This window comes from Pseudomonas sp. CFBP 5748, assembly GCF_053850495.1.
The window spans coordinates 73,440-97,347 of record NZ_JBSPTN010000014.1; the positions used below are offsets into that span (position 1 = coordinate 73,440).

At 60.2% G+C, this 23,908-nt stretch carries 23 protein-coding genes; 11 read left to right on the forward strand and 12 right to left on the reverse strand.

What is annotated here, in order from left to right; translation table 11 throughout:
• The first annotated feature begins 8 nt into the window (after positions 1-8).
• Both ACWNZ1_RS25160 and ACWNZ1_RS25165 read left to right on the forward strand, forming a co-directional pair.
• Complete coding sequence (locus ACWNZ1_RS25160) at positions 9-539, forward strand: hypothetical protein (RefSeq protein WP_256453566.1); 531 nt, start codon at positions 9-11, stop codon at positions 537-539.
• Between the two features lie 71 nt (positions 540-610).
• Entirely contained in the window at positions 611-802 is a 192-nt protein-coding gene (locus tag ACWNZ1_RS25165) for a PLDc N-terminal domain-containing protein (RefSeq protein WP_003223221.1), read from the forward strand.
• A 59-nt stretch (positions 803-861) separates the two neighbouring features.
• On the opposite strand, the gene ACWNZ1_RS25170 is transcribed toward ACWNZ1_RS25165, so the two are convergent.
• The 8 genes from ACWNZ1_RS25170 to gcl form a co-directional block, all read right to left on the reverse strand.
• Positions 862-2,049 carry an MFS transporter gene (locus ACWNZ1_RS25170; protein WP_135846565.1) on the reverse strand — a complete coding sequence of 396 codons (1,188 nt, stop codon included), beginning with the start codon at positions 2,047-2,049 and terminating at the stop codon, positions 862-864.
• Positions 2,050-2,291: 242 nt separating this feature from the next.
• Positions 2,292-3,290, reverse strand: coding sequence for a sulfate ABC transporter substrate-binding protein (locus tag ACWNZ1_RS25175; protein WP_135846564.1), 999 nt, complete (start codon positions 3,288-3,290; stop codon positions 2,292-2,294).
• Between the two features lie 95 nt (positions 3,291-3,385).
• Entirely contained in the window at positions 3,386-4,210 is an 825-nt protein-coding gene (locus tag ACWNZ1_RS25180; protein WP_135846563.1) for an ion transporter, read from the reverse strand.
• A gap of 20 nt (positions 4,211-4,230) precedes the next feature.
• Entirely contained in the window at positions 4,231-5,133 is a 903-nt protein-coding gene (locus ACWNZ1_RS25185; protein ID WP_256453565.1) for an urea transporter, read from the reverse strand.
• A gap of 159 nt (positions 5,134-5,292) precedes the next feature.
• Positions 5,293-6,576, reverse strand: coding sequence for a glycerate kinase type-2 family protein (locus ACWNZ1_RS25190; protein WP_456027950.1), 1,284 nt, complete (start codon positions 6,574-6,576; stop codon positions 5,293-5,295).
• Positions 6,577-6,722: 146 nt separating this feature from the next.
• Positions 6,723-7,613 (reverse strand): 2-hydroxy-3-oxopropionate reductase, encoded by an 891-nt coding sequence (locus tag ACWNZ1_RS25195; protein ID WP_256453563.1) that lies wholly within the window; start codon positions 7,611-7,613, stop codon positions 6,723-6,725.
• A 160-nt stretch (positions 7,614-7,773) separates the two neighbouring features.
• A complete protein-coding gene (gene hyi, locus ACWNZ1_RS25200; protein WP_256453562.1) occupies positions 7,774-8,556 on the reverse strand; it encodes a hydroxypyruvate isomerase in 783 nt (260 codons plus the stop codon).
• A gap of 129 nt (positions 8,557-8,685) precedes the next feature.
• The gene (gene gcl, locus ACWNZ1_RS25205; RefSeq protein ID WP_135846558.1) at positions 8,686-10,461 is read right to left on the reverse strand and encodes a glyoxylate carboligase; all 1,776 of its coding nucleotides are present in this window, start codon (positions 10,459-10,461) and stop codon (positions 8,686-8,688) included.
• Positions 10,462-10,718: 257 nt separating this feature from the next.
• On the opposite strand from gcl, the gene ACWNZ1_RS25210 reads away from it, so the two are divergent.
• Positions 10,719-11,159: a GlcG/HbpS family heme-binding protein gene (locus ACWNZ1_RS25210; protein WP_256453561.1), complete on the forward strand. Its 441-nt coding sequence runs from the start codon at positions 10,719-10,721 to the stop codon at positions 11,157-11,159.
• A 133-nt stretch (positions 11,160-11,292) separates the two neighbouring features.
• On the opposite strand, the gene ACWNZ1_RS25215 is transcribed toward ACWNZ1_RS25210, so the two are convergent.
• Positions 11,293-11,898: a TetR/AcrR family transcriptional regulator gene (locus ACWNZ1_RS25215; RefSeq protein WP_135846556.1), complete on the reverse strand. Its 606-nt coding sequence runs from the start codon at positions 11,896-11,898 to the stop codon at positions 11,293-11,295.
• 132 nt (positions 11,899-12,030) lie between these two features.
• Between ACWNZ1_RS25215 and ACWNZ1_RS25220 the strand changes: the two genes are divergently transcribed.
• Positions 12,031-12,945, forward strand: coding sequence for a DUF808 domain-containing protein (locus ACWNZ1_RS25220; protein WP_135846555.1), 915 nt, complete (start codon positions 12,031-12,033; stop codon positions 12,943-12,945).
• Positions 12,946-13,009: 64 nt separating this feature from the next.
• Here ACWNZ1_RS25220 and ACWNZ1_RS25225 read toward each other — a convergent pair whose 3' ends face one another.
• A complete protein-coding gene (locus ACWNZ1_RS25225) occupies positions 13,010-13,798 on the reverse strand; it encodes an MlaA family lipoprotein (protein ID WP_135846554.1) in 789 nt (262 codons plus the stop codon).
• A complete protein-coding gene (locus ACWNZ1_RS25230) occupies positions 13,791-15,089 on the reverse strand; it encodes an alpha/beta fold hydrolase (protein WP_135846553.1) in 1,299 nt (432 codons plus the stop codon). Before ACWNZ1_RS25230 ends, ACWNZ1_RS25225 begins: the two co-directional genes overlap by 8 nt.
• Before the next feature lie 429 nt (positions 15,090-15,518).
• Between ACWNZ1_RS25230 and ACWNZ1_RS25235 the strand changes: the two genes are divergently transcribed.
• The 3 genes from ACWNZ1_RS25235 to ACWNZ1_RS25245 all read left to right on the forward strand — a co-directional run bounded on the left by ACWNZ1_RS25235 (position 15,519) and on the right by ACWNZ1_RS25245 (position 18,653).
• On the forward strand, positions 15,519-16,373 hold the full coding sequence (locus ACWNZ1_RS25235; RefSeq protein WP_135846552.1) for a glycine betaine ABC transporter substrate-binding protein: 855 nt from the start codon (positions 15,519-15,521) through the stop codon (positions 16,371-16,373).
• A 313-nt stretch (positions 16,374-16,686) separates the two neighbouring features.
• Complete coding sequence (locus tag ACWNZ1_RS25240; protein ID WP_072406462.1) at positions 16,687-16,998, forward strand: DUF485 domain-containing protein; 312 nt, start codon at positions 16,687-16,689, stop codon at positions 16,996-16,998.
• A complete protein-coding gene (locus ACWNZ1_RS25245) occupies positions 16,995-18,653 on the forward strand; it encodes a cation acetate symporter (protein ID WP_135846551.1) in 1,659 nt (552 codons plus the stop codon). Before ACWNZ1_RS25240 ends, ACWNZ1_RS25245 begins: the two co-directional genes overlap by 4 nt.
• A gap of 279 nt (positions 18,654-18,932) precedes the next feature.
• Here ACWNZ1_RS25245 and gltA read toward each other — a convergent pair whose 3' ends face one another.
• On the reverse strand, positions 18,933-20,222 hold the full coding sequence (gene gltA, locus ACWNZ1_RS25250) for a citrate synthase (RefSeq protein WP_003172803.1): 1,290 nt from the start codon (positions 20,220-20,222) through the stop codon (positions 18,933-18,935).
• A 364-nt stretch (positions 20,223-20,586) separates the two neighbouring features.
• On the opposite strand from gltA, the gene sdhC reads away from it, so the two are divergent.
• The 4 genes from sdhC to ACWNZ1_RS25270 are packed head-to-tail and all read left to right on the forward strand — an operon-like array spanning position 20,587 to position 23,815.
• Positions 20,587-20,961 (forward strand): succinate dehydrogenase, cytochrome b556 subunit, encoded by a 375-nt coding sequence (gene sdhC, locus ACWNZ1_RS25255; protein WP_003179220.1) that lies wholly within the window; start codon positions 20,587-20,589, stop codon positions 20,959-20,961.
• The gene (gene sdhD, locus ACWNZ1_RS25260; RefSeq protein ID WP_014339587.1) at positions 20,955-21,323 is read left to right on the forward strand and encodes a succinate dehydrogenase, hydrophobic membrane anchor protein; all 369 of its coding nucleotides are present in this window, start codon (positions 20,955-20,957) and stop codon (positions 21,321-21,323) included. The genes sdhC and sdhD overlap by 7 nt, the downstream gene beginning before the upstream one ends.
• A 3-nt stretch (positions 21,324-21,326) precedes the next feature.
• The gene (gene sdhA / locus ACWNZ1_RS25265) at positions 21,327-23,099 is read left to right on the forward strand and encodes a succinate dehydrogenase flavoprotein subunit (protein ID WP_135846550.1); all 1,773 of its coding nucleotides are present in this window, start codon (positions 21,327-21,329) and stop codon (positions 23,097-23,099) included.
• Positions 23,100-23,110: 11 nt separating this feature from the next.
• Complete coding sequence (locus tag ACWNZ1_RS25270) at positions 23,111-23,815, forward strand: succinate dehydrogenase iron-sulfur subunit (RefSeq protein ID WP_024780617.1); 705 nt, start codon at positions 23,111-23,113, stop codon at positions 23,813-23,815.
• Positions 23,816-23,908: the final 93 nt, after the last annotated feature.

Consider the following 23,908-nt stretch of genomic DNA (forward strand, 5'->3'; position numbering starts at 1 on the left):
TCCACCCCATGAAAGCCGCCCTCATCGAACTCATCAGCAAAATCAGCTCCGGCTGCCTGGGCGATGCGGACATTGCGAAAATCGCTGACGAAGCGGCTCAGGCCTACGCCGATCCGGCGGCTTTCCTGGCGGCCAACCCCGATATCAACTACGACGACACGTTCCCGATTCCCCTGGGTGAATGGGTGGTGGTGGGCAGCCTGCCGGACACGGTGTTGTTCCAGGCCGACACCTACGTGGACCTGTTCGAACAGATCGTCGCCTCGTTCGGCCCCGGCGTGGCGTTCAATCTCAAGCCCAAGCAACTGGCAAAAACCGAAGCCCTGACCGCGCTCAACCGCATCCAGATCCAGATGAGCAGCCTGAACAAGGACAATGGCGGTTATGTGCTGATGAACTTCAGCCAGTTGCTCGATGATGAGTTGCAAATGGTGCTGGTGTACGGCAACGACGTGCCGCGGGTGCTGGAGCTGTGTGGCGAAGTTGGCATCGCTGCCGCGCCGTCCCTGGAAGCCCTCAAGGTTGCTGTCCACGTCTGAAGCAATAAAACGGAACCCTCGCCGGGGGCCCGCTATCCTAAGGGTGCCTATCACCATTTGGGAGCGACACCATGGGTTCCACCTTCAACGGCCTGATCGGCCTGATCATCCTGGCGCTCGATATCTGGGCGATCATCAATGTGCTCAAGAGCGGCGCGGAAACCGGGATGAAAATCCTCTGGGTGCTGCTGATTATTCTGTTGCCGGTGCTGGGCCTGATCATCTGGGCGATCGCCGGGCCGCGAGGCAACGTGCGGATTTGACCGCTCCATGAAAAATGCCCGGGCGCCTCCAGCGACCGGGCATTTTTCATGGGTGGATATCAGGCCGTTGCCAGGGTTGGTTTCTGCGCGGCACTCAAAAAGCGCAGCAAGGCCAACAGCGGGAAGGCACTGCCGACGATCACCACCCACAACCAGCCGCCGTGTTCGTACACCGCGCTGGCGATCGATGAGCCGAAGGCACCACCGACGAAGATGCTGGTCATGTACAGCGCATTCAGCCGGCTGCGGCTTTTCGCGTCCAAGGCATAGATGGTGCGCTGGCCCAGGACCATGTTCATCTGCACACAGAAATCCAGGACCACGCCGGTCACGGCCAGGCCGATGACGCTGTACAGCGGATGAATGAACGCCGGTAGAAAGCTCAAGCTGGCGAACAGCATCGCCAGCAGCGAGGCGTTGCGGGTATGGCCGGCATCCGCCAGGCGACCAGCGATGGGCGCGGCGATGGCGCCGATGGCACCGACCAGGGCGAACAGGGCGATTTCAGTCTGGGACAGGCCATGGTTGCGTGACAGCTCCAGCGGCACGGCGGTCCAGAACAGGCTGAACGTGGCGAACAGGCAGGCTTGGTAAAACGCCCGTTGCCGCAACAGCGGTTGCTGGCGCAGCAGAGTGCCGAGCGAGCCCAGCAGTTGACCATAGGAGGCGCTGTGGTCGGGCTGGCGCTTGGGCACGGTCAGTGCCAGGACGATGCTGATCGCGGCCATCAATGCGGCGGCGATCATGAACATCGCCCGCCAGCCGAAGTGATCGGCTACCAGGCTTGAGATCGGCCGCGCCAGCAGGATCCCCAAGAGCAGACCGCCCATGATCCCTCCCACGACCCGCCCTCGGGACTCCTCCGGCGCCAGGTGCGCAGCCAGGGGAATCAGGACTTGCACCGACACCGAGCTGAAACCCACCAGCAGCGAGACCAGCAGGAACACGTTCGGTTGATCGGTGAACGCAGCGGCCAACAGGCTGGCAATCGCCACTACGGTGGTGAGGATCATCAGGCGACGGTTTTCCAGCAAGTCGCCCAGCGGCACCAGGAAAAACAGGCCCAGGGCATAACCGATCTGGGTCAACGAGACGATCAGGCTGGCCATGGTGCTGCTCAGGCCGACATCCGGCGCGATCAGTTCGATGATCGGTTGGGCATAGTAGATGTTGGCGACGATGGCTCCGCAGCAAAAAGCGAACAGCAGGACCATGCCTCGGGTCAGGGTGGCGGGGTGGGCACTCATGGCATTCTCGTCAGTAACTAGGAAGATGGCGTGAGGCTAAAGAGTTGCGATGCTCTGGAACAGGCTTTGTGGCTGATATCAGACATGCTTGCTATTGATGATGAACAGCCCCGTAGGAGCTGTCGAGTGCAACGAGGCTGCGATCTTGTCCCTGACAATTGAGTCTCAAGCGAAAGATCAAGATCAGAAGATCGCAGCCTTCGGCAGCTCCTGCAGAGGCGGGTGGGGCCACTCCCCGCGACTCACTGCCCGCTGTAGATCTGGTCGAAAACCCCACCATCATTGAAGTGCGTCTTCTGCACCGTGCGCCAGTCGCCAAAGGTTTTTTCCACCGACAGGAAGTCCACTTTCGGGAAGCGGTCGGTGTATTTGGCTAATACGGCCGGGTCCCGTGGACGCAGGTAGTTGGCGGCGGCAATTTCCTGGCCTTCAGGCGACCACAGGTATTTGAGGTACGCCTCGGCGGCTTCGCGGGAGCCTTTTTTCTCGACCACTTTGTCGACCACGCTCACCGGTGGCTCGGCTTCAGCGGAGACGCTCGGGTAGATCACTTCAAACTGGTCGCGACCGAACTCGCGGGCGATCATCTCGGCTTCGTTTTCAAAGGTCACCAGCACATCGCCGATCTGGTTAGTCATGAAGGTCGTCGTCGCGGCGCGGCCACCGGTGTCTAGCACTGGCGCCTGTTTGAACAACTTGCCGACGAAGTCCTTGGCTTTGCTTTCATCGCCCCCGTTCTTCAGCACATAACCCCAGGCCGACAGGTAGGTGTAGCGGCCGTTACCGGAGGTTTTCGGGTTGGGCACGATCACCTGCACGCCGTCCTTGAGCAGGTCGGGCCAATCTTTCAGCGCTTTTGGGTTGCCTTTGCGTACGATGAACACCGTGGCCGAGGTGAACGGAGCGCTGTTGTTCGGCAGACGGGTGACCCAGTTCTCAGGCACCAGTTTGCCGTTATCCGCCAGGGCATTGATGTCGGTGGCCATGTTCATGGTGATGACATCCGCCGGCAACCCGTCGATCACCGAGCGCGCCTGCTTGCTGGAACCGCCGAAGGACATCTGCACGGTGATGTTTTCGTTGTGCTCGGCCTGCCAGTGTTTCTGGAAGGCGGCGTTGTAGTCCTTGTAAAAATCGCGCATCACGTCGTAGGACACGTTGAGCAGGGTCGGGGCGGCGTGGGCCAGGCTGCCGAAGGTCAGGCCGGCGGCGAGAAGGGAAGCGCCAAAGAAGTTCTTCACTTACCAATTCCTTTTATTTGAACGGGGGGGCTAGGCAATTAGCCAGCACACTAGCTGCAAGCCTATAGACCTTCAAGCATCAAAAAGTGCTTTGCTTATTCCAGTTTCTTAAACAACGCATTGCCGCAACGTGAGCAAAAAGCGGCGCCATGTTCGTGGTTGTTTTTACTGCACACCGGGCAATCGTGCTTGAGCTGATCAGCGCGCATGGCCGTGGCCAGTTCGGCGGTAAAGATCCCCGTTGGCACGGCGATGATCGAGTAACCGGTGATCATCACCAGGGATGACACCACCTGGCCCAGTGGCGTCTTGGGCACGATGTCGCCAAAACCCACCGTGGTCAGTGTCACGATAGCCCAATAGATGCCCTTGGGAATGCTGGTGAAGCCATTCCCTGGGCCTTCGATGACATACATCAGCGTGCCGAACACGGTCACCAGGGTCGAGACGCTGACCAGGAACACGATGATTTTCTGCTTGCTGCCCCGCAGCGCCGCCATCAGGTAGTTGGCCTGCTTGAGGTAAGGGCTGAGCTTGAGCACCCGGAAAATCCGCAGCATACGGATGATTCGAATGATCAGCAGGTACTGGGCATCGCTGTAATACAACGCCAGGATTCCCGGCACGATCGCCAGCAGATCCACCAGGCCGTAGAAACTGAAGGCATAGCGCAGGGGCTTGGGCGAGCAGTACAGACGCAGACCGTACTCGACGATGAAGATAAAGGTGAAACCCCACTCGATAGCGGCCAAAAGCGTCGCGTAGTTTTTGTGCACGCTGTCGATGCTGTCGAGCATCACGATGACCAGGCTGGCGAGGATGATCAACAGCAGCGTGCTGTCGAAGCGCCGGCCGGCCACGGTGTCGCTCTGGAAAATCATGACGTAGAGCCGTTCACGCCAATTGTTGCTGCTGTCCATAAGCTTCGCCTGAATCAGAATCAGCGAAGCCTAGGGCGATTGTCCCGCAGAGCGCAAGGCGCGGCATCAAGGCTGGCCTGGTGCCACGCTCGGCCAGTGGCCTGGATCAGCCAGCAGGCCAGGACGAACGGTGCGGTCAGCGGCACCAAACCGAGGGCTGCAAAGCCAGGTGTCAGCAGCATTGCCAGGAGCACACCGGCCAGTGGCAGCCATGGCTGGCGGTGCTGTTGGCCGAGAGCCAGAGCCACCAGCGCCGGGTTATATCCAGCAAGTCCTGAAAGGGCGGCTGCGTTTTCATGATGCAGCACGGCGAATGCAAGGCCGGCGGCCGAACCGAACAGTGCCCAGCCGGCGGCGCGACGGTTGCTGATCAGCAGGCCTGCGGCGATCAGCCCTCCGGCCAACGGGTGGTCGAGAAACATCACCTGGCCGAGTCCGTTCAAAAGGGCGGCCAGCAGGCTGGGCATCGTCAGTTCGACCGGCAGAGGCGAGGGTTGTGCAGGGGCGAAACTGAGCAGCAACCAACCCAGGCCCACGAAGGGCGCGGTGTAGGCCGAGAGACATTGTGGGTCGCGAGTACGCTTGAGCCATTGCTGGGTCAGCATCGCGCTGAGACCAGCGCTGGCGATGATCAACGGTGGCAGTAACGCTGACCAAGGCAATGCCAGGCTCAGCAGTAACCCCAGCAGGATGCCGTTGTAACTGAACAGGCCGGCCTGCCGATCTACCTTGGCGTAACCGCGTCTCTGGGCCGTGAGCAATCCGGCGACGCCGCCGAGCAGTGCGCCGCCAAACAGGCCGGGCGCTGTGAGCAGAGTCGCCAGCAGGCACAACAGGCCGCACAGGGGATGGCGCTGGAGGAAAATCTGGCTGAAACCGTTGAGCAGGGCGGTGGCCCAGTCGGGGCAATGGGTGTTGGGCATGGTTAGGCTGTGTATCTGATGGACCGGGGTGCCCTCATCGCGAGCAGGCTCGCTCCCACACTGGATTTGCGGTGTAAACAAATAACCTGTGGGAGCGGGCTTGCTCGCGAAGAGGCCAGAACAGGCGCTAGATCAACCTCCCGATGCACCGTGAATGGGTCAACAGGCGTCATGCCTGGGGCTCTCGAGAATCAGGATGGCGCGAAAGTCGTTGACGTTGGTGCGGGTCGGTTCAGTGACAATCAACCCATCCAGCGCGGCGAAGTAGCCGTAGCCATTGTTGTTATCCAGCTCATCGCTGGCACTCAGGCCCAACTCGGCGGCGCGGCGATAGCTGTCCGGGGTCATGAGGGCGCCGGCGTTGTCTTCGCAACCGTCGATGCCGTCCGTGTCACCGGCCAGTGCGTAGATGCCGGGGTGGCCCTTGAGGCTGTCGGTCAGGCTCAGCAGGAACTCGGCGTTGCGTCCGCCACGGCCATCACCGCGCACGGTGACTGTGGTTTCGCCGCCGGACAGGATCACGCACGGAGCCGCCAGTGGCTGGCCGTACAGGGCGATTTGCCGGGCGATGCCAGCGTGGACTTTCGCCACCTCCCGGGATTCACCTTCCAGGTCGCCGAGGATCAACGGGCTGAAACCAGACTGACGGGCTTTCACCGCGGCCGCTTCCAGTGATTGCTGCGGGCGGGCGATCAGTTGGAAGTGACTGCGGGCCAGGCTCGGGTCGCCGGGTTTGACGGTTTCCGATTCCGGGCTTTGCAACCAGCGGTGCATCGAGGCCGGCACCTCGATCTGGTAGCGCTTGAGGATCGCCAGGGCTTCGGCCGACGTGCTCGGGTCGGCCACGGTGGGGCCGGAGGCGATGACCGTGGCGAGGTCGCCCGGTACGTCGGAAATCGCATAGGTATAGACCGTCGCCGGCCAGCAGGCGTTGCCCAGGCGCCCGCCCTTGATCGCCGAGAGATGCTTGCGCACGCAGTTCATCTCGCCGATGGTGGCGCCGGACTTGAGCAAGGCCTTGTTGATCGATTGTTTGTCGGCCAGGGTCAGGCCTTTGGCGGGCAAGGCGAGCAGGGCAGAACCGCCGCCGGACAACAGGAAAATGACGCGGTCGTCTTCGCTGAGGTGACTCACCATTTCCAGCACCCGCTGGGCCACGGCCAGGCCGGCAGCGTCAGGCACCGGGTGAGCGGCTTCGACCACTTCGATTTTCTGGCAGGGCGCCCCATGGCCGTAGCGGGTCACCACCAGGCCAGAGACTTCGCCCTGCCAGCAACGCTCGACCACTTGCGCCATGGCGGCGGCGGCCTTGCCGGCCCCGATGACGATCACCCGGCCACTGCGATCGCTGGGCAGATAGGGTTCAAGGACGTGCTGCGGATGGGCCGCGTCGATGGCTGTGGCAAACAGCTCGCGGAGCAGTTGTTGCGGATCGACCGACATGGCGGGCTCCCGATTTTTATTCTTAGCGTTGATGCGGACCCTGTGGGAGCGGGCTTGCTCGCGAAAGCGGTGGGTCAGTGCCGGTGATGTTGGCGGTACTGCCGTCATCGCGAGCAAGCTCGCTCCCACGGGGGGGAGTGCAGGGCTTATTTGTCGCGGATGGAGAAATTGGCCATATGCTCCAACCCCTTGATCAGCGCCGAGTGGTCCCAATTGCTGCCGCCAATGGCCGCGCAGGTGCTGAACACTTGCTGGGCGTTGGCGGTATTGGGCAGGTTGATGTTCAGTTCCTTGGCGCCTTGCAGGGCCAGGTTCAGGTCTTTCTGGTGCAGGTTGATGCGGAAACCCGGGTCGAAGGTGCCCTTGATCATGCGCTCGCCGTGCACTTCCAGGATCTTCGATGAAGCGAAGCCGCCCATGAGCGCTTCGCGGACTTTGGCCGGGTCGGCGCCGTTTTTCGCGGCGAACAACAGGGCTTCGGCCACGGCCTGGATGTTCAGGGCGACGATGATCTGATTCGCCACTTTCGCCGTCTGGCCGTCGCCGTTGCCGCCCACCAGGGTGATGTTCTTGCCCATGGCCTGGAACAGCGGCAGGGCACGCTCGAAGGCGGCGCTGTCGCCACCGACCATGATGCTCAGCGTCGCGGCCTTGGCGCCGACTTCACCGCCGGACACCGGGGCGTCGAGGTACTGCGCGCCTTTTGCATTGATCTTCGCCGCGAACGCCTTGGTGGCGGTGGGGGAGATCGAACTCATGTCGATCACCACCTTGCCCGCACTCACACCGGCTGCCAAGCCATCGGCGCGAAACAGCACATCATCGACCTGCGGGGTGTCCGGAACCATGACGATGATGAATTCGGCTTCCTGGGCCACTTCCTTCGGGTTGGCCAACGCCACCGCGCCGCCGGCCAGCAGGTCGGCCGGGGCCGCGTCGTGGTGCTGGGACAGGAACAGGCTGTGACCGGCCTTTTGCAGGTTCAATGCCATGGGGTGGCCCATGATGCCGGTGCCGATGAATCCGATTTTAGCCATGGGAAAATCCTCTTGTTTTTATCGCTGTTTCAAGCAAATGGGGAACTGCTTTCCTGTGGGAGCGGGCTTGCTCGCGAAGGCGGTGTGTCAGCTCACGAAGATGCGGTTTGGTACACCGCCTTCGCGAGCAAGCCCGCTCCCACATTAGGAAAGAGTTGGGTCAGATCGCGTTATGGGTTTTCAACCAGCCCAATCCCGCTTCTGTGCTGGTCAGTGGCTTGTATTCGCAGCCGACCCAGCCCTGGTAGCCGATGCGGTCCAGGTGTTCGAACAGGAAGCGATAGTTGATCTCGCCCGTGCCCGGCTCGTTGCGCCCCGGGTTGTCGGCCAGTTGCACGTGGTTGATCTCGCCCAAGTGCGCCGACAGCGTTCGGGCCAGGTCACCTTCCATGATTTGCATGTGGTAGATGTCGTATTGCAGGAACAGGTTGGCGCTGCCCACCTGCTCGCGGATCGACAGGGCCTGGGCGGTGTTGTTCAGGTAGAAGCCGGGGATGTCGCGGGTGTTGATGGCCTCCATCACCAGCTTGATGCCTTTGGCTTGCAACTTCTCGGCGGCGTATTTCAGGTTGGCGACGAAGGTTTTCTCCACCAGGGCCGTATCGCAGTTCTGCGGACAAATCCCGGCCAGGCAGTTGACCTGGGTGTTGCCCAGCACCTGGGCATAAGCGATCGCCAGGTCAACGCCCGAGCGGAACTCTTCAACCCGGTCCGGCAGACAGGCAATGCCGCGCTCGCCCTTGGCCCAGTCGCCGGCCGGCAGGTTGAACAACACTTGGGTCAGGCCATGGGCCTGGAGCAGCGCCTTGAGCTCGGCGGAGCTGTAGTCGTAAGGGAACAGGTATTCGACGCCTGTGAAACCGGCCTTGGCGGCGGCTTCGAAACGGGCGAGGAAATCCAGCTCGGTGAACAGCATGGACAGGTTGGCTGCAAAGCGTGGCATGGTGGTCTCCTGTAGATAGTTGGCAGGCCCCTGTGGGAGCGGGCTTGCTCGCGAAAGCGGTGTGTCAGCCGACATCTTTGTTGGATCTGAAGCCGTCTTCGCGAGCAAGCCCGCTCCCACATTGGGATGTCAGTCAAGTAGCGAAATGGCTGTCGGTGCATCGTTGCCCACCAGTGCCAGGTCTTCGAACTCGTTGACGGCGTTGATCTCGGTGCCCATGGAGATATTGGTGACCCGCTCCAGGATGATCTCGACAATCACCGGCACCTTGAATTCCTCGATCATCGCCTGGGCCTGGCGCAGCGCCGGTTGGATGCCGGACGGCTCGAACACCCGCAGCGCCTTGCATCCCAGGCCTTCGGCCACGGCGATGTGGTCCACGCCATAACCGTTGAGCTCCGGTGCATTGAGGTTGTCGAAGGACAGTTGCACGCAGTAGTCCATGTCAAACCCGCGCTGGGCCTGGCGAATCAGCCCCAGGTAGGAGTTGTTCACCACGACGTGAATATACGGCAGCTTGAACTGCGCACCCACCGCCAGCTCTTCGATCATGAACTGGAAATCATAGTCACCCGACAGCGCCACGACCTTGCGACTCGGATCGGCCTTGACCACCCCCAGCGCGGCGGGAATGGTCCAGCCCAATGGGCCTGCCTGGCCGCAGTTGATCCAGTGGCGCGGCTTATACACGTGGAGGAACTGCGCCCCGGCGATCTGCGACAGGCCGATCGTGCTGACGTAGCAGGTGTCCTTGCCGAACACCTGGTTCATTTCTTCGTACACCCGCTGTGGCTTGACCGGCACGTTGTCGAAGTGAGTCTTGCGCTGCAGGCTGGCCTTGCGCTGTTGGCAGTCTTGCAACCAGGCGCTGCGGTCTTTCAACTTGCCGGCGACTTGCCATTCGCGGGCCACTTCGATGAACACCGCCAGCGCCGAAGCCGCGTCGGAAACGATACCCAGGTCGGGGGTGAACACCCGGCCGATCTGGGTCGGCTCGATGTCCACATGAATGAACCTGCGACCCTCGGTGTAGACCTCCACCGAACCGGTATGACGGTTGGCCCACCGATTGCCGATGCCCAACACCACGTCCGACTTGAGCAGCGTGGCGTTGCCGTAGCGGTGGGAGGTTTGCAGGCCGACCATGCCGACCATCAGCGGGTGATCGTCGGGGATAGTGCCCCAGCCCATCAATGTAGGAATGACTGGAATGCCGGTCAGCTCGGCGAACTCCACCAGCAGTTCGCTCGCGTCGGCGTTGATGATGCCGCCACCGGCCACCAGCAGCGGGCGCTCCGCCTGATTGAGCATCGCCAGGGCCTTTTCGACCTGCGCGCGGTTGGCGGCGGGTTTGGCCAGCGGCAATGGCTGGTAGGTGTCGATGTCGAATTCGATCTCGGCCATCTGCACATCGAAGGGCAGGTCGATCAGCACCGGACCTGGACGGCCAGAGCGCATCTCATAGAAGGCTTTCTGGAATGCGTACGGCACCTGGCCTGGTTCCAGCACGGTGGTTGCCCACTTGGTCACCGGTTTGACGATGCTGGTGATATCCACAGCCTGGAAATCTTCTTTGTGCAGTCGGGCGCGGGGCGCTTGCCCGGTGATGCACAGGATCGGGATCGAGTCGGCCGATGCGCTGTAGAGCCCGGTGACCATGTCGGTGCCGGCCGGCCCCGAGGTGCCGATGCACACGCCGATGTTGCCGGCCTTGGTGCGGGTGTAGCCCTCGGCCATGTGCGAGGCGCCTTCAACGTGGCGAGCGAGGACATGATCGATGCCGCCGACCTTTTGCAGGGCAGAGTACAGCGGGTTGATAGCAGCACCCGGGATGCCGAAGGCGGTGTCCACGCCTTCACGGCGCATCACCAGGACGGCGGCTTCGATTGCTCTCATTTTGCTCATTGTTTTGTGCCTCTTACGTTTTGTAATTGTATACAAGTGGCTGGTGTGTCGAGTGTATTCACGGCTGGCTGGACAGGTCAATCCCTTTCCTCAAGTGCCTGCTTCATTCGTCGGAAGGCCTAAGATCCTATGATTTATGTCGATAACGGCGATTTTTGTATACAAAAATGTAGTTTGTTGTGTTCTATTTGTTGCATCCGGTTTGGCCGGAAGCGAAACCCATAAGGCTCTCCCATAACAAAAGAAGGACAGCACCCATGAGCGCTCTAACCTTGAAAGTCGCCCTTGGCCTGGCGGGGCAGGCCCTAGCCGCAGGTCGTGAAGTCAGCGCTGCACCGCTGACCGTCGCGGTCCTCGACAGCGGCGGACACCTGATCACCTTGCAGCGCGAAGACGGCGCCAGCCTGCTTCGCCCACCAATCGCCATCGGTAAAGCCTGGGGCGCCATCGCCTTGGGCAAAGGCTCACGCCTGTTGGCCCAGGACGCCCAGCAACGCCCAGCGTTCTTTGCGGCTTTGAATGGGTTGGGTCAGGGCAGCGTCGTGCCGGCACCGGGTGGGGTGTTGATCAGGGATCAGGATGGGAAAGTGCTTGGGGCGATTGGTGTCAGTGGGGATGTTTCGGACCTTGATGAGCAGGTGGCGGTCAGGGCTGTGGAGGGGGTGGGGTTGCTGGCAGATGCGGGGGGTACTGCTTGAATTTGCGGTGAGTGGATTGGCGCCTTCGCGAGCAAGCCCGCTCCCACAGGTTCGGTGATGGACACAAAATGTCTGAACACAGCAAATCCCCTGTGGGAGCGGGCTTGCTCGCGAATGGGCTCACCACAGTCTTTCAGCTCACCTCACACCCCTTCAACACCAACCGAATAATCGTCTGTGCCGCCGCTTCATAATCCGCTTCATCGAGCTTCGCTTTGCCGGTCACCGCGCTGATCTGCCAGTCGAAATCGGCATAGGTCTGGGTCGCGGCCCAGATGCTGAACATCAGGTGGTTGGGGTCGATCGGGGCGATTTGGCCGCGGTCGATCCAGGTCTGGATGCAGTCGATGTTGTGCCGGGCCTGGGCGTTGAGTTGCTCCACCAGGTCGGGGCTCAGGTGGGGGGCGCCATGCATGATTTCGCTGGCGAAGACTTTCGAGGCGAAGGGCAGGTCGCGGGAGATGCGGATTTTGGAGCGGATGTAGTTGCTCAGCACTTCACCCGGCACGCCGTCGGCATTGAACGGTGTCGAGGCCTGGAGGATCGGTTCGATGATGCTTTCCAGGACCTCGCGGTAGAGGTTTTCCTTGGATTTGAAGTAGTAATAGACGTTGGGTTTGGGCAGGCCGGCCTTGGCCGCGATGTCGCTGGTCTTGGTCGCGGCGAAGCCCTTGTCGGCAAATTCCTCGCTGGCGGCACGCAGGATCAATGCTTTGTTGCGCTCGCGGATAGTGCTCATAAACCCAGGGGTTCCTTGCCTGTTCTGGCGGTGGCGCATGGTAGCACCGGCCTCGCGCGGCGCTCAAGAATGCCCCCATGGCACCGCCGCTCGCGGTATGCTGCGCAGCATTATTATTCAAGGAGCCCCTCCATGGCCGGAAGCAGTTTGCTGGTATTGATCGACGATATCGCCACCGTGCTCGACGACGTTGCGTTGATGACCAAGATGGCCGCCAAGAAAACCGCCGGGGTACTCGGCGATGACCTGGCGCTCAATGCCCAGCAAGTCTCTGGTGTGCGTGCCGAGCGGGAGCTGCCGGTGGTCTGGGCAGTGGCCAAGGGGTCGTTTATCAACAAGTTGATCCTGGTGCCGTCGGCGCTGGCGATCAGCGCTTTCGTGCCATGGCTGGTGACGCCGTTGTTGATGGTGGGTGGCGCCTACTTGTGTTTCGAAGGGTTCGAAAAACTGGCCCACAAGTTCCTCCACAGCCCGGCCGAAGACCAGGCTGAACATGCGCAACTGGTCGAGGCCGTGGCTGATCCGGCGGTCGATCTGGTGGCCTTTGAAAAGGACAAGATCAAAGGCGCGGTACGCACTGACTTTATTCTTTCAGCGGAAATCATCGCCATTACCCTCGGCACCGTCGCCGATGCGCCGCTGACCCAGCAGGTAATCGTGTTGTCGGGCATCGCCATCGTCATGACCGTTGGTGTCTACGGCCTGGTGGCCGGCATCGTCAAGCTCGATGACCTGGGCCTCTGGCTGACACAGAAGCCAGGACAAGCCGCCAAAAGCATCGGCGGCGCCATCCTGCGTGCCGCGCCCTACATGATGAAAAGCCTGTCGGTGATCGGCACGGCGGCGATGTTCCTGGTGGGCGGCGGCATCCTCACCCATGGTGTGCCGGTGGTGCATCACTGGATCGAAGGCGTGGCAGCCAGTGCCGGCGGCGCTGGGTTTATCGTGCCGATGTTGCTCAATGCGGTGGCGGGGATCGTCGCGGGGGCAGCGGTGTTGGTGGGTGTGCTGGCGGTCGGCAAAGTCTGGAAGGCGCTGAAAGGCTAACCCAGACAACGCATTAAAACTGTGGGAGCGGGCAAGCCCGCTCCCACATTGGTTTTGTGTTGGCTTACTCGGCAATCTGCAACTTACGCGACTCGGTGTACACGTAACGCACCTTCTCATACTCGAACGGCGTGTTCAGCTGGCCATAGCGGAAGCTGGTCTGGTAGCGCTTGTCCACGGCGCGCAGGAGCAGCAGCTCCGGGTGGTTGCCGCTGACTTCGGAGACGTTCAGGAAGTTGATCGCCGATTCGGCCGTGTAGTCCACCAGCAAGCCCGAGGTATCGCGCAGGTTCGACGGACCGAAGATCGGCAGTACGAAGTACGCGCCACCGGGTACACCGTAGAAACCCAGGGTCTGGCCGAAGTCTTCGCTCTGGCGCGGCAGGCCCATGGCGGTGGCCGGGTCCCACAGGCCGGCGATGCCAACGGTGGTGTTGAGCAGCAGTCGCGCCGTGGTTTCCATCGAACGCTTGCCCTTGAATTGCAGCAGGCTGTTCATCAGGTTCGGCACGTCCCCAAGGTTATTGAAGAAGTTGCTCACTCCGGTGCGCACGAAGCTTGGGGTGATGTATTGGTAGCCATCAACGACGGGCAGGAATACCCATTGGTCGAAGCGGTAGTTGAAGTGGTAGACCCGACGGTTCCAGGATTCCAGCGGGTCATAGACGTTCAGGGCGTTGAGGGTCGAGCGTTCGAACTCGCGCTGGTCCAACCCCGGGTTGAACTTGAGCTTGCTCAGCGGCTCCTTGAAACCGTCGGAATCCACCACCACAGGCGCGTTGGCCTTGCTGTTATCGGCGTGGACCATGCCGGCACTCATTAACGCAGCGATAAGCAGGAGATATTTAGCCACGGAAGAACTCCAGCATGGCGTCGCTGTTGACGCGGTAGTTAAGGTTGCCGCAGTGACCGCCCAGTGGGTAAACCGTCAAGCGGTCACCAAAGGTCTTGCGCAGGAAGCCCAGGTCGCCTGGGCCAAGGATCACGTCATCGGCATTGTGCATGACGGCAATCTTCGGGCTGGCCTGCAGGTAATCCTTCAGCGCGTACAGACTGACCTGGTCGACCAGTTGCAACAGGCTGCCGCCGTCAGTGCGCGCACGCCACATCGGGATCACCTGCTCGGTCAGGTAGCAGTCGAAGTCGCATTGCAGCGCGCGCTTGAGAAACGGTGTCAGGCTGGTGCTTTCGGTGATCGGGAATTTCGGCGGGATGATCAGGCCGCGACGGTTGATCAGGTCCGAGGTGAAGGCGATGTCGGCTGCCGAGAAACGGAATGAGGTGCCGATCAGCATCGCCATCTGCTCGTTGCTCAGGTGTTGCTTGGACTGCTGGAAGTCGTAGAGCAGGGCATCGTTGAGGTCGATGTAGCCTTTTTGCTGGAAGTAGCGGGTCAGCTTATTCAGCACCAGTTCATAGAAGGTGGTGGTGTTGTTGATGCCCTTGACCTCGGTCTGGACCAGTTTGTCCAGGTTGGTGATCGAGGTGTAGAGGTTCACCGGTGGGTTCAGCAGCAACACTTTCTTGAAGTTGAAACTGCGTCGGGTTTCGTCCAGGTGCGCGACGAAGGCTGCGTCCAGGGCGCCGAGGCTGTAGCCGGTGAGGTAATACTCGGTCACCGGCAGTTTCGGGTTCTGCGCGCGCACGGCCTGCATCACCCGGTACATGTCCTCGGCATCTTCCTTGGAAATACCCGGCGTGGCGAAGCGCGAAGCGGCACTCATGAAGTCGAAGCTGGTGGGCGATGACAGCTGCACCACGTGGTAGCCGGCCTTGTAGTAAAGCTGCTTGAGGTATTCGTTGAGGGTGCTGTCGTAGCGTGCACCGGTGCCGGCGATCAGGAAGATCAGCGGCGCGGGTTTATCCTGGGTGGCCATGCGGTAGGTGAGGCTTTTCACCGGCCAGAAGTTGTCCGGCAGGATGAACTCGCGCTCCGGGCGCAGGGTCAGGCTGTGATCCGCCTGATTGATGTCCTCGATCGCTGGCAGCTCCGGGCGCAGGTCCGGCGGCGTGGTGGCGATGGTCGCCTCGAACGGGTTGGTCAGGGGGTAGCCGTAGCTGGCGGCATCGATATCCACCGCCAGCGCGGACGCACTCAGAATAAGGCCGCCGGCGAAGGCAGCGAAGCGCAAGGAACGGAGCATGACGAGATCCCTAAGAGGAAGGTGCCGAATGAGGTTCGCAGCCTATGACCACCGAAGCAGAGCCAAGTGCCATGACGGACACAAAACAGGCGCGGACGGGGCGCGATAATAGTAGCGGGACGATACACGTTCGCGCGCAGTAGCGGATAGTTATCTGATGACTCGGGGAATTGGGCTGCGCAAGATTCGGACGGGATAAGTGGCGAAGACAGCCGAAATCGTCTACTGGCTTTCTGATGTCGTTTCTCGTTGCCTGGACGTCGCAGGCAGAGCAGGTTCCATATCGGCGCAGGTTGATGATCGACAGGTCAGTACTCCACTGGCGTTCGGGCCGGTTTGCAGGCGGGCGTGATGGGGGCGCTGTGCACCATAACAATACGTTGACGCTGCTCGGCATCCGCCGGGCGCAGCACTTTCGGGGAAGTAACGATGAAGATGCGACGACTCTTGGGCGCAGGTGCCGCACTGGTACTGGCGATCAGCTCCACCCTGGCCAGCGCCGAAACCAAAACCCTGAGCATCGGTTACGTTGACGGCTGGTCCGACAGCGTCGCGACCACCCACGTGGCGGCCGAAGTCATCAAGCAGAAACTCGGCTATGACGTGAAACTGCAAGCCGTCGCGACCGGGATCATGTGGCAGGGCGTAGCCACCGGTAAGCTCGATGCAATGCTCTCGGCCTGGTTGCCCGTCACCCACGGCGACTACTGGACCAAGAACAAGGATCAAGTGGTCGATTATGGCCCCAACTTCAAGGACGCAAAAATCGGCCTGATCGTGCCGGAGTACGTCAAGGCCCAGTCCGTGGCTGACCTCAAGACCGATGAAAGCTTCAAAAATCGCATTGTCGGCATCGACGCCGGTTCAGGTGTGATGCTCAAGACCGAACAGGCTATCAAGGATTACGACCTGACCGGTTATCAACTCAAGGCCAGTTCCGGCGCCGGCATGATTGCCGAGCTGACCCGTGCCGAGAAGAAAAACGAATCCATCGCTGTCACCGGTTGGGTGCCGCACTGGATGTTCGCCAAGTGGAAACTGCGCTTCCTGGAAGACCCGAAAGGCGTCTATGGCGCGGCTGAAACCGTGAATAGCATCGGCAGCAAGGAACTGGAGGCCAAGGCGCCTGAAGTGGTCGCCTTCCTGAAGAAATTCCAATGGTCCTCGAAAGACGAAATCGGCGAAGTCATGCTGGCGATCCAGGAGGGTGCCAAGCCTGAAGCCGCAGCCAAGGATTGGGTTGCCAAGCACCCGGACCGCGTGAAGGAGTGGACCGGCAAGTAATCGGCCTGGTTTAGCTGTTCGGAAAAACCGCATGACTTTGCGTCATGCGGTTTTTTTGTGCCTGCAGTTTTTCAGCTTGCGCAAACCCCTGTGGGAGCGGGCTTGCTCGCGAAAGCGGTGGGTCAGCCAGCAGCGGATTCACAGGCAGGTCGCATGCGCGAGCAAGCCCGCTCCCACAAGGGATTGCGAAAGTTTTGCGGGAAGCTGGCGAGTCCGTCATGTCGTTCTAATACTAAGGTCGTCTGGAACCTGGCCTTGAGCCGCATAGAGTAGGGTTGTTCCAACTTAAATCTGTGCTGCGAGGATAAAAACAATGAACGACAGCATTTACCTCTCGATTCAAAACAGCCCGCGCTTCAAGGAGCTGGTGAGAAAAAGGGAAAAGTTCGCCTGGATTCTCTCGGCGATCATGCTTGGGCTGTATTCCGGCTTCATTCTTCTGATCGCCTATGGGCCACACATTCTCGGGGCCAAGATCACGCCTGAGTCCACCATCACCTGGGGTATTCCCATCGGAGTCGGCCTGATTCTCTCGGCCTTCGTCCTGACCGGTATCTACGTGCGGCGCGCAAACGGTGAGTTCGACGACCTGAACAATGCGATTCTCAAGGAGGCTCAGCAATGATCCGGCGTCTACTGGCTCTATTGAGCATCGCAGCGTTCGCACCGGGCGCCTGGGCGGCTGAAGCCTTGACCGGTGCCGTGCAGAAACAACCCCTCAACGTCGCGGCTATCCTGATGTTCGTGGCCTTCGTCGGCGCGACTTTATACATCACCTACTGGGCGTCCAAGAAAAACAACTCGGCGGCCGACTACTATGCGGCCGGCGGCAAGATCACCGGCTTCCAGAACGGCCTGGCCATCGCGGGCGACTACATGTCGGCGGCGTCCTTCCTGGGTATTTCTGCCCTGGTGTTTACCTCTGGCTACGATGGTCTGATCTACTCCATCGGCTTTTTGGTGGGGTGGCCGATCATTCTGTTCCTGATCGCCGAGCGCCTGCGTAACCTGGGTAAATACACCTTTGCCGACGTGGCGTCCTATCGCCTGGGGCAAACCCAGATCCGCAGTCTGTCCGCCTGCGGCTCGCTGGTCGTGGTGGCGTTCTACCTGATCGCGCAAATGGTTGGTGCCGGCAAGCTGATCCAACTGCTGTTCGGCCTGGATTACCACGTCGCGGTGATCCTGGTGGGTGTCCTGATGTGCCTCTACGTGCTGTTCGGCGGTATGTTGGCGACCACCTGGGTACAGATCATCAAGGCGGTGCTGTTGCTGTCGGGTGCTTCGTTCATGGCGTTGATGGTCATGAAACACGTCAACTTCGACTTCAACATGCTGTTTGCCGAAGCGGTCAAGGTGCACCCTAAAGGCGAGGCGATCATGAGCCCTGGCGGCTTGGTGAAGGACCCGATCTCGGCCTTCTCCCTGGGTCTGGCGCTGATGTTCGGTACCGCTGGCCTGCCACACATCCTGATGCGCTTCTTCACCGTGAGCGACGCCAAGGAAGCGCGCAAGAGCGTGCTGTATGCCACTGGTTTCATCGGCTACTTCTACATCCTGACCTTCATCATCGGCTTCGGCGCGATCCTGCTGGTCAGCACCAACCCGGCCTTCAAGGACGCGGCAGGTGCCTTGCTCGGTGGCAACAACATGGCAGCGGTGCATCTGGCCAACGCCGTGGGCGGCAGCATCTTCCTGGGCTTTATCTCGGCCGTAGCCTTCGCCACCATCCTGGCGGTGGTAGCAGGTCTGACCCTGGCCGGTGCCTCGGCGGTGTCCCATGACCTGTATGCCAGCGTGATCAAGAAAGGCAAGGCCAACGAGAAGGATGAGATTCGCGTGTCGAAAGTCACCACCATCGCCCTGGCGGTGCTGGCGATCGGCCTGGGTATCCTGTTCGAGAAGCAGAACATCGCGTTCATGGTGGGCCTGGCGTTCTCCATCGCGGCGAGCTGCAACTTCCCGGTACTGCTGCTTTCGATGTACTGGAAGAAGCTGACCACCCGTGGCGCCATGATTGGCGGCTGGTTGGGCCTGGTCAGTGCCGTGGGCCTGATGGTGCTCGGTCCGACCATCTGGGTGCAGATCATGGGTCACGAGAAGGCGATCTTCCCGTATGAATACCCAGCGCTGTTCTCCATGGCCATTGCTTTCGTCGGCATCTGGTTCTTCTCCATCACCGACAAATCGGCTGAAGGCGCAAACGAGCGGGCGCTGTTCTTCCCGCAGTTCGTGCGTTCGCAGACTGGTTTGGGGGCGAGTGGGGCGGTTAACCATTGATGTAGCGGTAAGTGTTTGAAGAAATACCCCAGTCGAGAGGCTGGGGTATTTTTTTGCGTGTGATAACTGTGGTGTGAGTGATGACGCCTTCGCGAGCAAGCCCGCTCCCACAGGGAATTGGCGTCGTACACAGATCCAGTGTGGGGGCGGGCTTGCTCGCGAAGGCGCCGGACCAGTCACCGCGGATATCAAAGAGGGCACAAACAAAACAGCCCCTGCTCTTATATAAGAAGCAGGGGCTGTTTCGGTGCAGCTTAAGACCTTATTGCAAGGCAGGCCTTACTTGCGGTCTTCCAGCTTGGTGATATCACGCGACTCGTAGCCGGTGTACAGCTGGCGCGGGCGGCCGATCTTGTACGGGCTGGAGAGCATTTCTTTCCAGTGGGAGATCCAGCCCACGGTCCGCGCCAGGGCGAAGATCACGGTGAACATGCTGGTTGGAATGCCGATCGCCTTGAGGATGATCCCCGAGTAGAAGTCGACGTTCGGGTACAGCGAGCGCTCGATGAAGTACGGGTCGGTCAGGGCGATCTCTTCCAGGCGCATGGCCAGTTCGAGTTGCGGATCGTTCTTGATCCCCAGTTCCTTGAGCACTTCGTCGCAGGTCTGCTTCATGACGGTGGCGCGCGGGTCGCGGTTCTTGTAGACCCGGTGACCGAAGCCCATCAGCTTGAACGGATCGTTCTTGTCCTTGGCCTTGGCGATGAACTTGTCGATGTTCGAGACATCGCCAATTTCATCGAGCATGGTCAGTACCGCTTCGTTGGCACCGCCGTGGGCCGGGCCCCAGAGTGCAGCGATACCGGCGGCGATACAGGCGAACGGGTTGGCACCCGAGGAGCCCGCCAGGCGCACGGTGGAGGTGGAGGCGTTCTGCTCGTGGTCGGCATGGAGGATGAAGATCCGGTCCATGGCCTTGGCGAGTACCGGGCTGATCGGTTTGATCTCGCACGGGGTGTTGAACATCATATGCAGGAAGTTCTCTGCATAGGTCAGGTCGTTGCGCGGGTACATCATGGGCTGGCCCATGGAGTACTTGTAGACCATGGCTGCCAGGGTTGGCATCTTCGCCACCAGGCGGATCGCGGAGATTTCGCGATGCTGGGGGTTATTGATGTCCAGGGAGTCGTGGTAGAAGGCCGAGAGGGCGCCGACAACGCCGCACATGACGGCCATCGGGTGGGCATCGCGACGGAAGCCGTTGAAGAAGGTCTTCAACTGCTCGTGAACCATGGTGTGGTTCTTCACGGTGCTGACGAACTGGGCCTTTTGCTCTGCGGTTGGCAGCTCGCCGTTGAGCAGCAGGTAGCAGGTTTCCAGGTAGTCCGATTTTTCAGCCAGTTGCTCGATCGGGTAGCCGCGGTGCAGCAGGATGCCGTTGTCGCCGTCGATATAGGTGATTTTCGACTCGCACGAAGCGGTCGACATGAAACCTGGGTCAAAGGTGAAACGGCCCGTGGCCGTCAGGCCCCGTACGTCGATTACATCGGGACCAACGGTGCCGGTTAAAATGGGCAGCTCGACGGGGGCTGCGCCCTCGATGATCAACTGCGCTTTTTTGTCAGCCATGTGGCCTCCTATTAATGCTTGGAATCATCAGACAGACCCCCCACGCAGGGCCCGCACCACTATAGTGAGATAAATCCGAATGTCAATTTGCCTAAAGTCTTGCTCCAGAAGGCTTTAACCGGACTTTTTCCGCGAAATTACCTGCCGTTTACGCCTTTTGCCTTATATGTGCAATGCGCTATTAGGGGAAGGTGAACGCGTTGTCATTAGTAGCCTAACTGTCTATACTCGGCCACCGACCGCCAGGGGCTTTTGGGCCTGCTTTCTTGGGGGTCGTCACTCCCTGGGTGGTGAGTACCTGACCAGTGCGCGCCCCAACAACTTTGCCCTGATTGTTAGGGGCTCTTCAGTGTGAAAAAAAGCCGTGAAAAGCCAACGACCTGTAAACCTAGACCTAAGGACCATCAAACTCCCAGTCACTGCTTACACGTCCATTCTTCACCGAATTTCCGGTGTCATTCTCTTCGTCAGCCTGGCCATCATGCTTTATGCATTGGACAAGTCGCTCGACTCGGAAGAAGGCTTCGGTCAGGTGAAAGCGTGTCTGACCAGTCCGCTAGCCAAGCTAGTGATTTGGGGCATCCTGTCCGCCTTGCTGTATCACTTGGTCGCCGGTGTGCGCCACTTGATCATGGACATGGGCATCGGTGAGACGCTGGAAGGCGGCAAGCTGGGCTCGAAAATCATTATCGCCGTGTCTGCGGTGTTGATCGTTCTGGCAGGAGTCTGGATATGGTAACCAACGTCACGAACCTCTCGCGTTCGGGCCTCTATGACTGGATGGCACAGCGTGTGTCTGCGGTCGTTCTCGCGGCTTACTTCATTTTCCTGATCGGATATGTCGTGGCAAACCCTGGCATTGGCTACGCCCAATGGCATGAACTGTTCGCAAACAACTGGATGCGCATTTTCAGTCTGCTGGCGCTTGTCGCACTGGGCGCTCACGCCTGGGTCGGCATGTGGACCATTGCAACCGACTACCTGACGCCAATGGCGTTCGGCAAGTCGGCGACTGCCGTACGTTTCCTCTTCCAGGCAGTATGCGGCGTTGCGATGTTCGCTTACTTCGTCTGGGGTGTGCAGATTCTCTGGGGTATCTGATCCATGGCTAACATTCCAACGATTTCTTTCGACGCCATCATCATTGGTGGTGGCGGTGCCGGCATGCGCGCAGCGCTGCAACTGGCGCAGGGCGGTCACAAGACTGCCGTGATCACCAAGGTTTTCCCGACCCGTTCGCATACTGTTTCCGCCCAGGGCGGCATCACCTGCGCCATCGCTTCGGCTGACCCGAACGATGATTGGCGCTGGCACATGTACGATACCGTCAAGGGTTCCGACTACATCGGTGACCAGGACGCTATCGAATACATGTGTCAGGAAGGCCCGGCTGCCGTTTACGAGCTGGACCACATGGGCATGCCGTTCTCGCGTACCGAGCAAGGTCGTATCTACCAGCGTCCGTTCGGCGGTCAGTCCAAGGACTACGGCAAGGGCGGCCAGGCTGCGCGTACTTGCGCGGCGTCCGACCGTACCGGTCACGCGCTACTGCACACCCTTTATCAGGGCAACCTGAAAGCCGGTACCGTGTTCCTGAACGAGTACTACGCTGTCGACCTGGTGAAAAACCAGGATGGCGCTTTTGTCGGCGTGATCGCGATCTGCATCGAAACCGGCGAAACCACCTACATCCGCGCCAAGGCCACTGTACTGGCGACTGGTGGTGCAGGTCGTATCTATGCCTCCACCACCAATGCCCTGATCAACACCGGTGACGGCGTCGGCATGGCCCTGCGTGCTGGCGTGCCGGTGCAAGACATCGAAATGTGGCAGTTCCACCCAACCGGCATCGCCGGCGCCGGTGTACTGGTCACCGAAGGTTGCCGTGGTGAAGGTGGTTACCTGATCAACAAGCACGGCGAGCGTTTCATGGAGCGTTATGCTCCGAACGCCAAGGACCTTGCCGGTCGTGACGTGGTTGCCCGTTCGATGGTTAAAGAGATCATCGCCGGCAACGGTTGCGGTCCGAATGGCGACCACGTGATGCTCAAGCTCGACCACCTGGGCGAGGAAGTGCTGCACAGCCGCCTGCCAGGCATCTGCGAACTGTCCAAGACCTTCGCTCACGTCGATCCGGTCGTCGCGCCGGTTCCAGTGGTTCCAACCTGCCACTATATGATGGGCGGCGTTGCCACCAACATTCATGGCCAGGCAATCACCCAGAACGCCGAAGGCGTCGACGAAATCATCCCTGGCCTGTTCGCAGTGGGTGAAGTGGCGTGCGTATCGGTCCACGGCGCCAACCGCCTGGGCGGTAACTCGTTGCTCGACCTGGTGGTCTTCGGTCGCGCTGCTGGCCTGCACCTGGAGAAAGCGCTGTCTGAAGGTATCGAATACGACGATGCCACCGACGCCAACATCGAAGCCGCCCTGGCGCGTCTGTCCGCCCTGAACGAGCGTACCGAAGGCGAAGACGTGGCGACCCTGCGTCGCGAGTTGCAAAACTGCATGCAGAACTACTTCGGTGTATTCCGTACCGGCGAATACATGCAGAAGGGTATTGCCCAGTTGGCGCAATTGCGTGAACGAATTGCCAACGTGAAGATCAACGATAAGTCGCAGGCGTTCAACACTGCCCGTATCGAAGCGCTGGAATTGCAGAACCTGCTGGAAGTGGCTGAAGCTACCGCCATTGCTGCCGAAGTACGTAAAGAGTCCCGCGGCGCTCACGCCCGTGAAGACTTTGAAGATCGTGACGACGAAAACTGGCTGTGCCACACCCTGTACTTCCCGGGTGACAAGCGCGTGACCAAGCGTGCTGTGAACTTCTCGCCGAAGACTGTTCCGACTTTTGAACCTAAGATTCGGACTTATTAAGGGTGGCCGCCATGTTGCAAGTCAGTGTTTATCGCTACAACCCTGATCAGGACGCTGCGCCGTTCATGCAGGATTTCCAGGTCGATACCGGTGGTAAAGACCTGATGGTGCTGGACGTGCTGGCCCTGATCAAAGAGCAGGACGAGGGTTTCTCCTATCGTCGCTCTTGCCGTGAGGGCGTTTGCGGCTCCGACGGCATGAACATCAACGGCAAGAACGGCCTGGCCTGCATCACGCCGCTGTCCGCGGTGGTCAAGGGCAACAAGCTGATCGTTCGTCCGCTGCCAGGTTTGCCGGTTATTCGTGACCTGGTCGTCGATATGAGCATCTTCTACAAGCAATACGAGAAGGTGAAGCCATTCCTGCAGAACGACACGCCGGCTCCGGCCATCGAGCGTCTGCAGTCCCCGGAAGAGCGTGAGAAGCTTGACGGTCTGTACGAGTGCATCCTGTGCGCTTGCTGCTCGACCTCGTGCCCATCCTTCTGGTGGAACCCGGACAAGTTCCTGGGCCCGGCCGCCCTGCTGCAAGCGTACCGCTTCCTGGCAGACAGCCGTGACACCAAGACGTCCGAGCGTCTGGCTGCACTGGATGACCCGTTCAGCGTATTCCGCTGCCGCGGGATCATGAACTGCGTCAACGTCTGCCCGAAAGGCCTGAACCCGACTAAGGCCATCGGTCACGTACGTAACATGCTGCTGCAAAGCGGCGTGTGATTCAGCTGCTGTACCCGTAGAACCGCTGTACCCGTAGAAGGCCAGGCGCGGGCTTCAACCCGCGCTCAGGCTATAACCAGAACGGCCGCTCAC

Coding starts and splice junctions, on each gene's coding strand:
- ACWNZ1_RS25240 (WP_072406462.1), top strand. CDS start 16,687: ATGAACGACAGCATTTACCTCTCGATTCAAAACAGCCCGCGCTTCAAG.
- gcl (WP_135846558.1), bottom strand. CDS start 10,461: ATGAGCAAAATGAGAGCAATCGAAGCCGCCGTCCTGGTGATGCGCCGT.
- ACWNZ1_RS25165 (WP_003223221.1), top strand. CDS start 611: ATGGGTTCCACCTTCAACGGCCTGATCGGCCTGATCATCCTGGCGCTC.
- hyi (WP_256453562.1), bottom strand. CDS start 8,556: ATGCCACGCTTTGCAGCCAACCTGTCCATGCTGTTCACCGAGCTGGAT.
- ACWNZ1_RS25190 (WP_456027950.1), bottom strand. CDS start 6,576: ATGTCGGTCGATCCGCAACAACTGCTCCGCGAGCTGTTTGCCACAGCC.
- ACWNZ1_RS25195 (WP_256453563.1), bottom strand. CDS start 7,613: ATGGCTAAAATCGGATTCATCGGCACCGGCATCATGGGCCACCCCATG.
- ACWNZ1_RS25235 (WP_135846552.1), top strand. CDS start 15,519: ATGAAGATGCGACGACTCTTGGGCGCAGGTGCCGCACTGGTACTGGCG.
- gltA (WP_003172803.1), bottom strand. CDS start 20,222: ATGGCTGACAAAAAAGCGCAGTTGATCATCGAGGGCGCAGCCCCCGTC.
- ACWNZ1_RS25180 (WP_135846563.1), bottom strand. CDS start 4,210: ATGGACAGCAGCAACAATTGGCGTGAACGGCTCTACGTCATGATTTTC.
- ACWNZ1_RS25245 (WP_135846551.1), top strand. CDS start 16,995: ATGATCCGGCGTCTACTGGCTCTATTGAGCATCGCAGCGTTCGCACCG.
- ACWNZ1_RS25220 (WP_135846555.1), top strand. CDS start 12,031: ATGGCCGGAAGCAGTTTGCTGGTATTGATCGACGATATCGCCACCGTG.
- ACWNZ1_RS25215 (WP_135846556.1), bottom strand. CDS start 11,898: ATGAGCACTATCCGCGAGCGCAACAAAGCATTGATCCTGCGTGCCGCC.
- ACWNZ1_RS25170 (WP_135846565.1), bottom strand. CDS start 2,049: ATGAGTGCCCACCCCGCCACCCTGACCCGAGGCATGGTCCTGCTGTTC.
- ACWNZ1_RS25185 (WP_256453565.1), bottom strand. CDS start 5,133: ATGCCCAACACCCATTGCCCCGACTGGGCCACCGCCCTGCTCAACGGT.
- sdhD (WP_014339587.1), top strand. CDS start 20,955: ATGGTAACCAACGTCACGAACCTCTCGCGTTCGGGCCTCTATGACTGG.
- sdhA (WP_135846550.1), top strand. CDS start 21,327: ATGGCTAACATTCCAACGATTTCTTTCGACGCCATCATCATTGGTGGT.
- ACWNZ1_RS25270 (WP_024780617.1), top strand. CDS start 23,111: ATGTTGCAAGTCAGTGTTTATCGCTACAACCCTGATCAGGACGCTGCG.
- ACWNZ1_RS25160 (WP_256453566.1), top strand. CDS start 9: ATGAAAGCCGCCCTCATCGAACTCATCAGCAAAATCAGCTCCGGCTGC.
- ACWNZ1_RS25230 (WP_135846553.1), bottom strand. CDS start 15,089: ATGCTCCGTTCCTTGCGCTTCGCTGCCTTCGCCGGCGGCCTTATTCTG.
- ACWNZ1_RS25210 (WP_256453561.1), top strand. CDS start 10,719: ATGAGCGCTCTAACCTTGAAAGTCGCCCTTGGCCTGGCGGGGCAGGCC.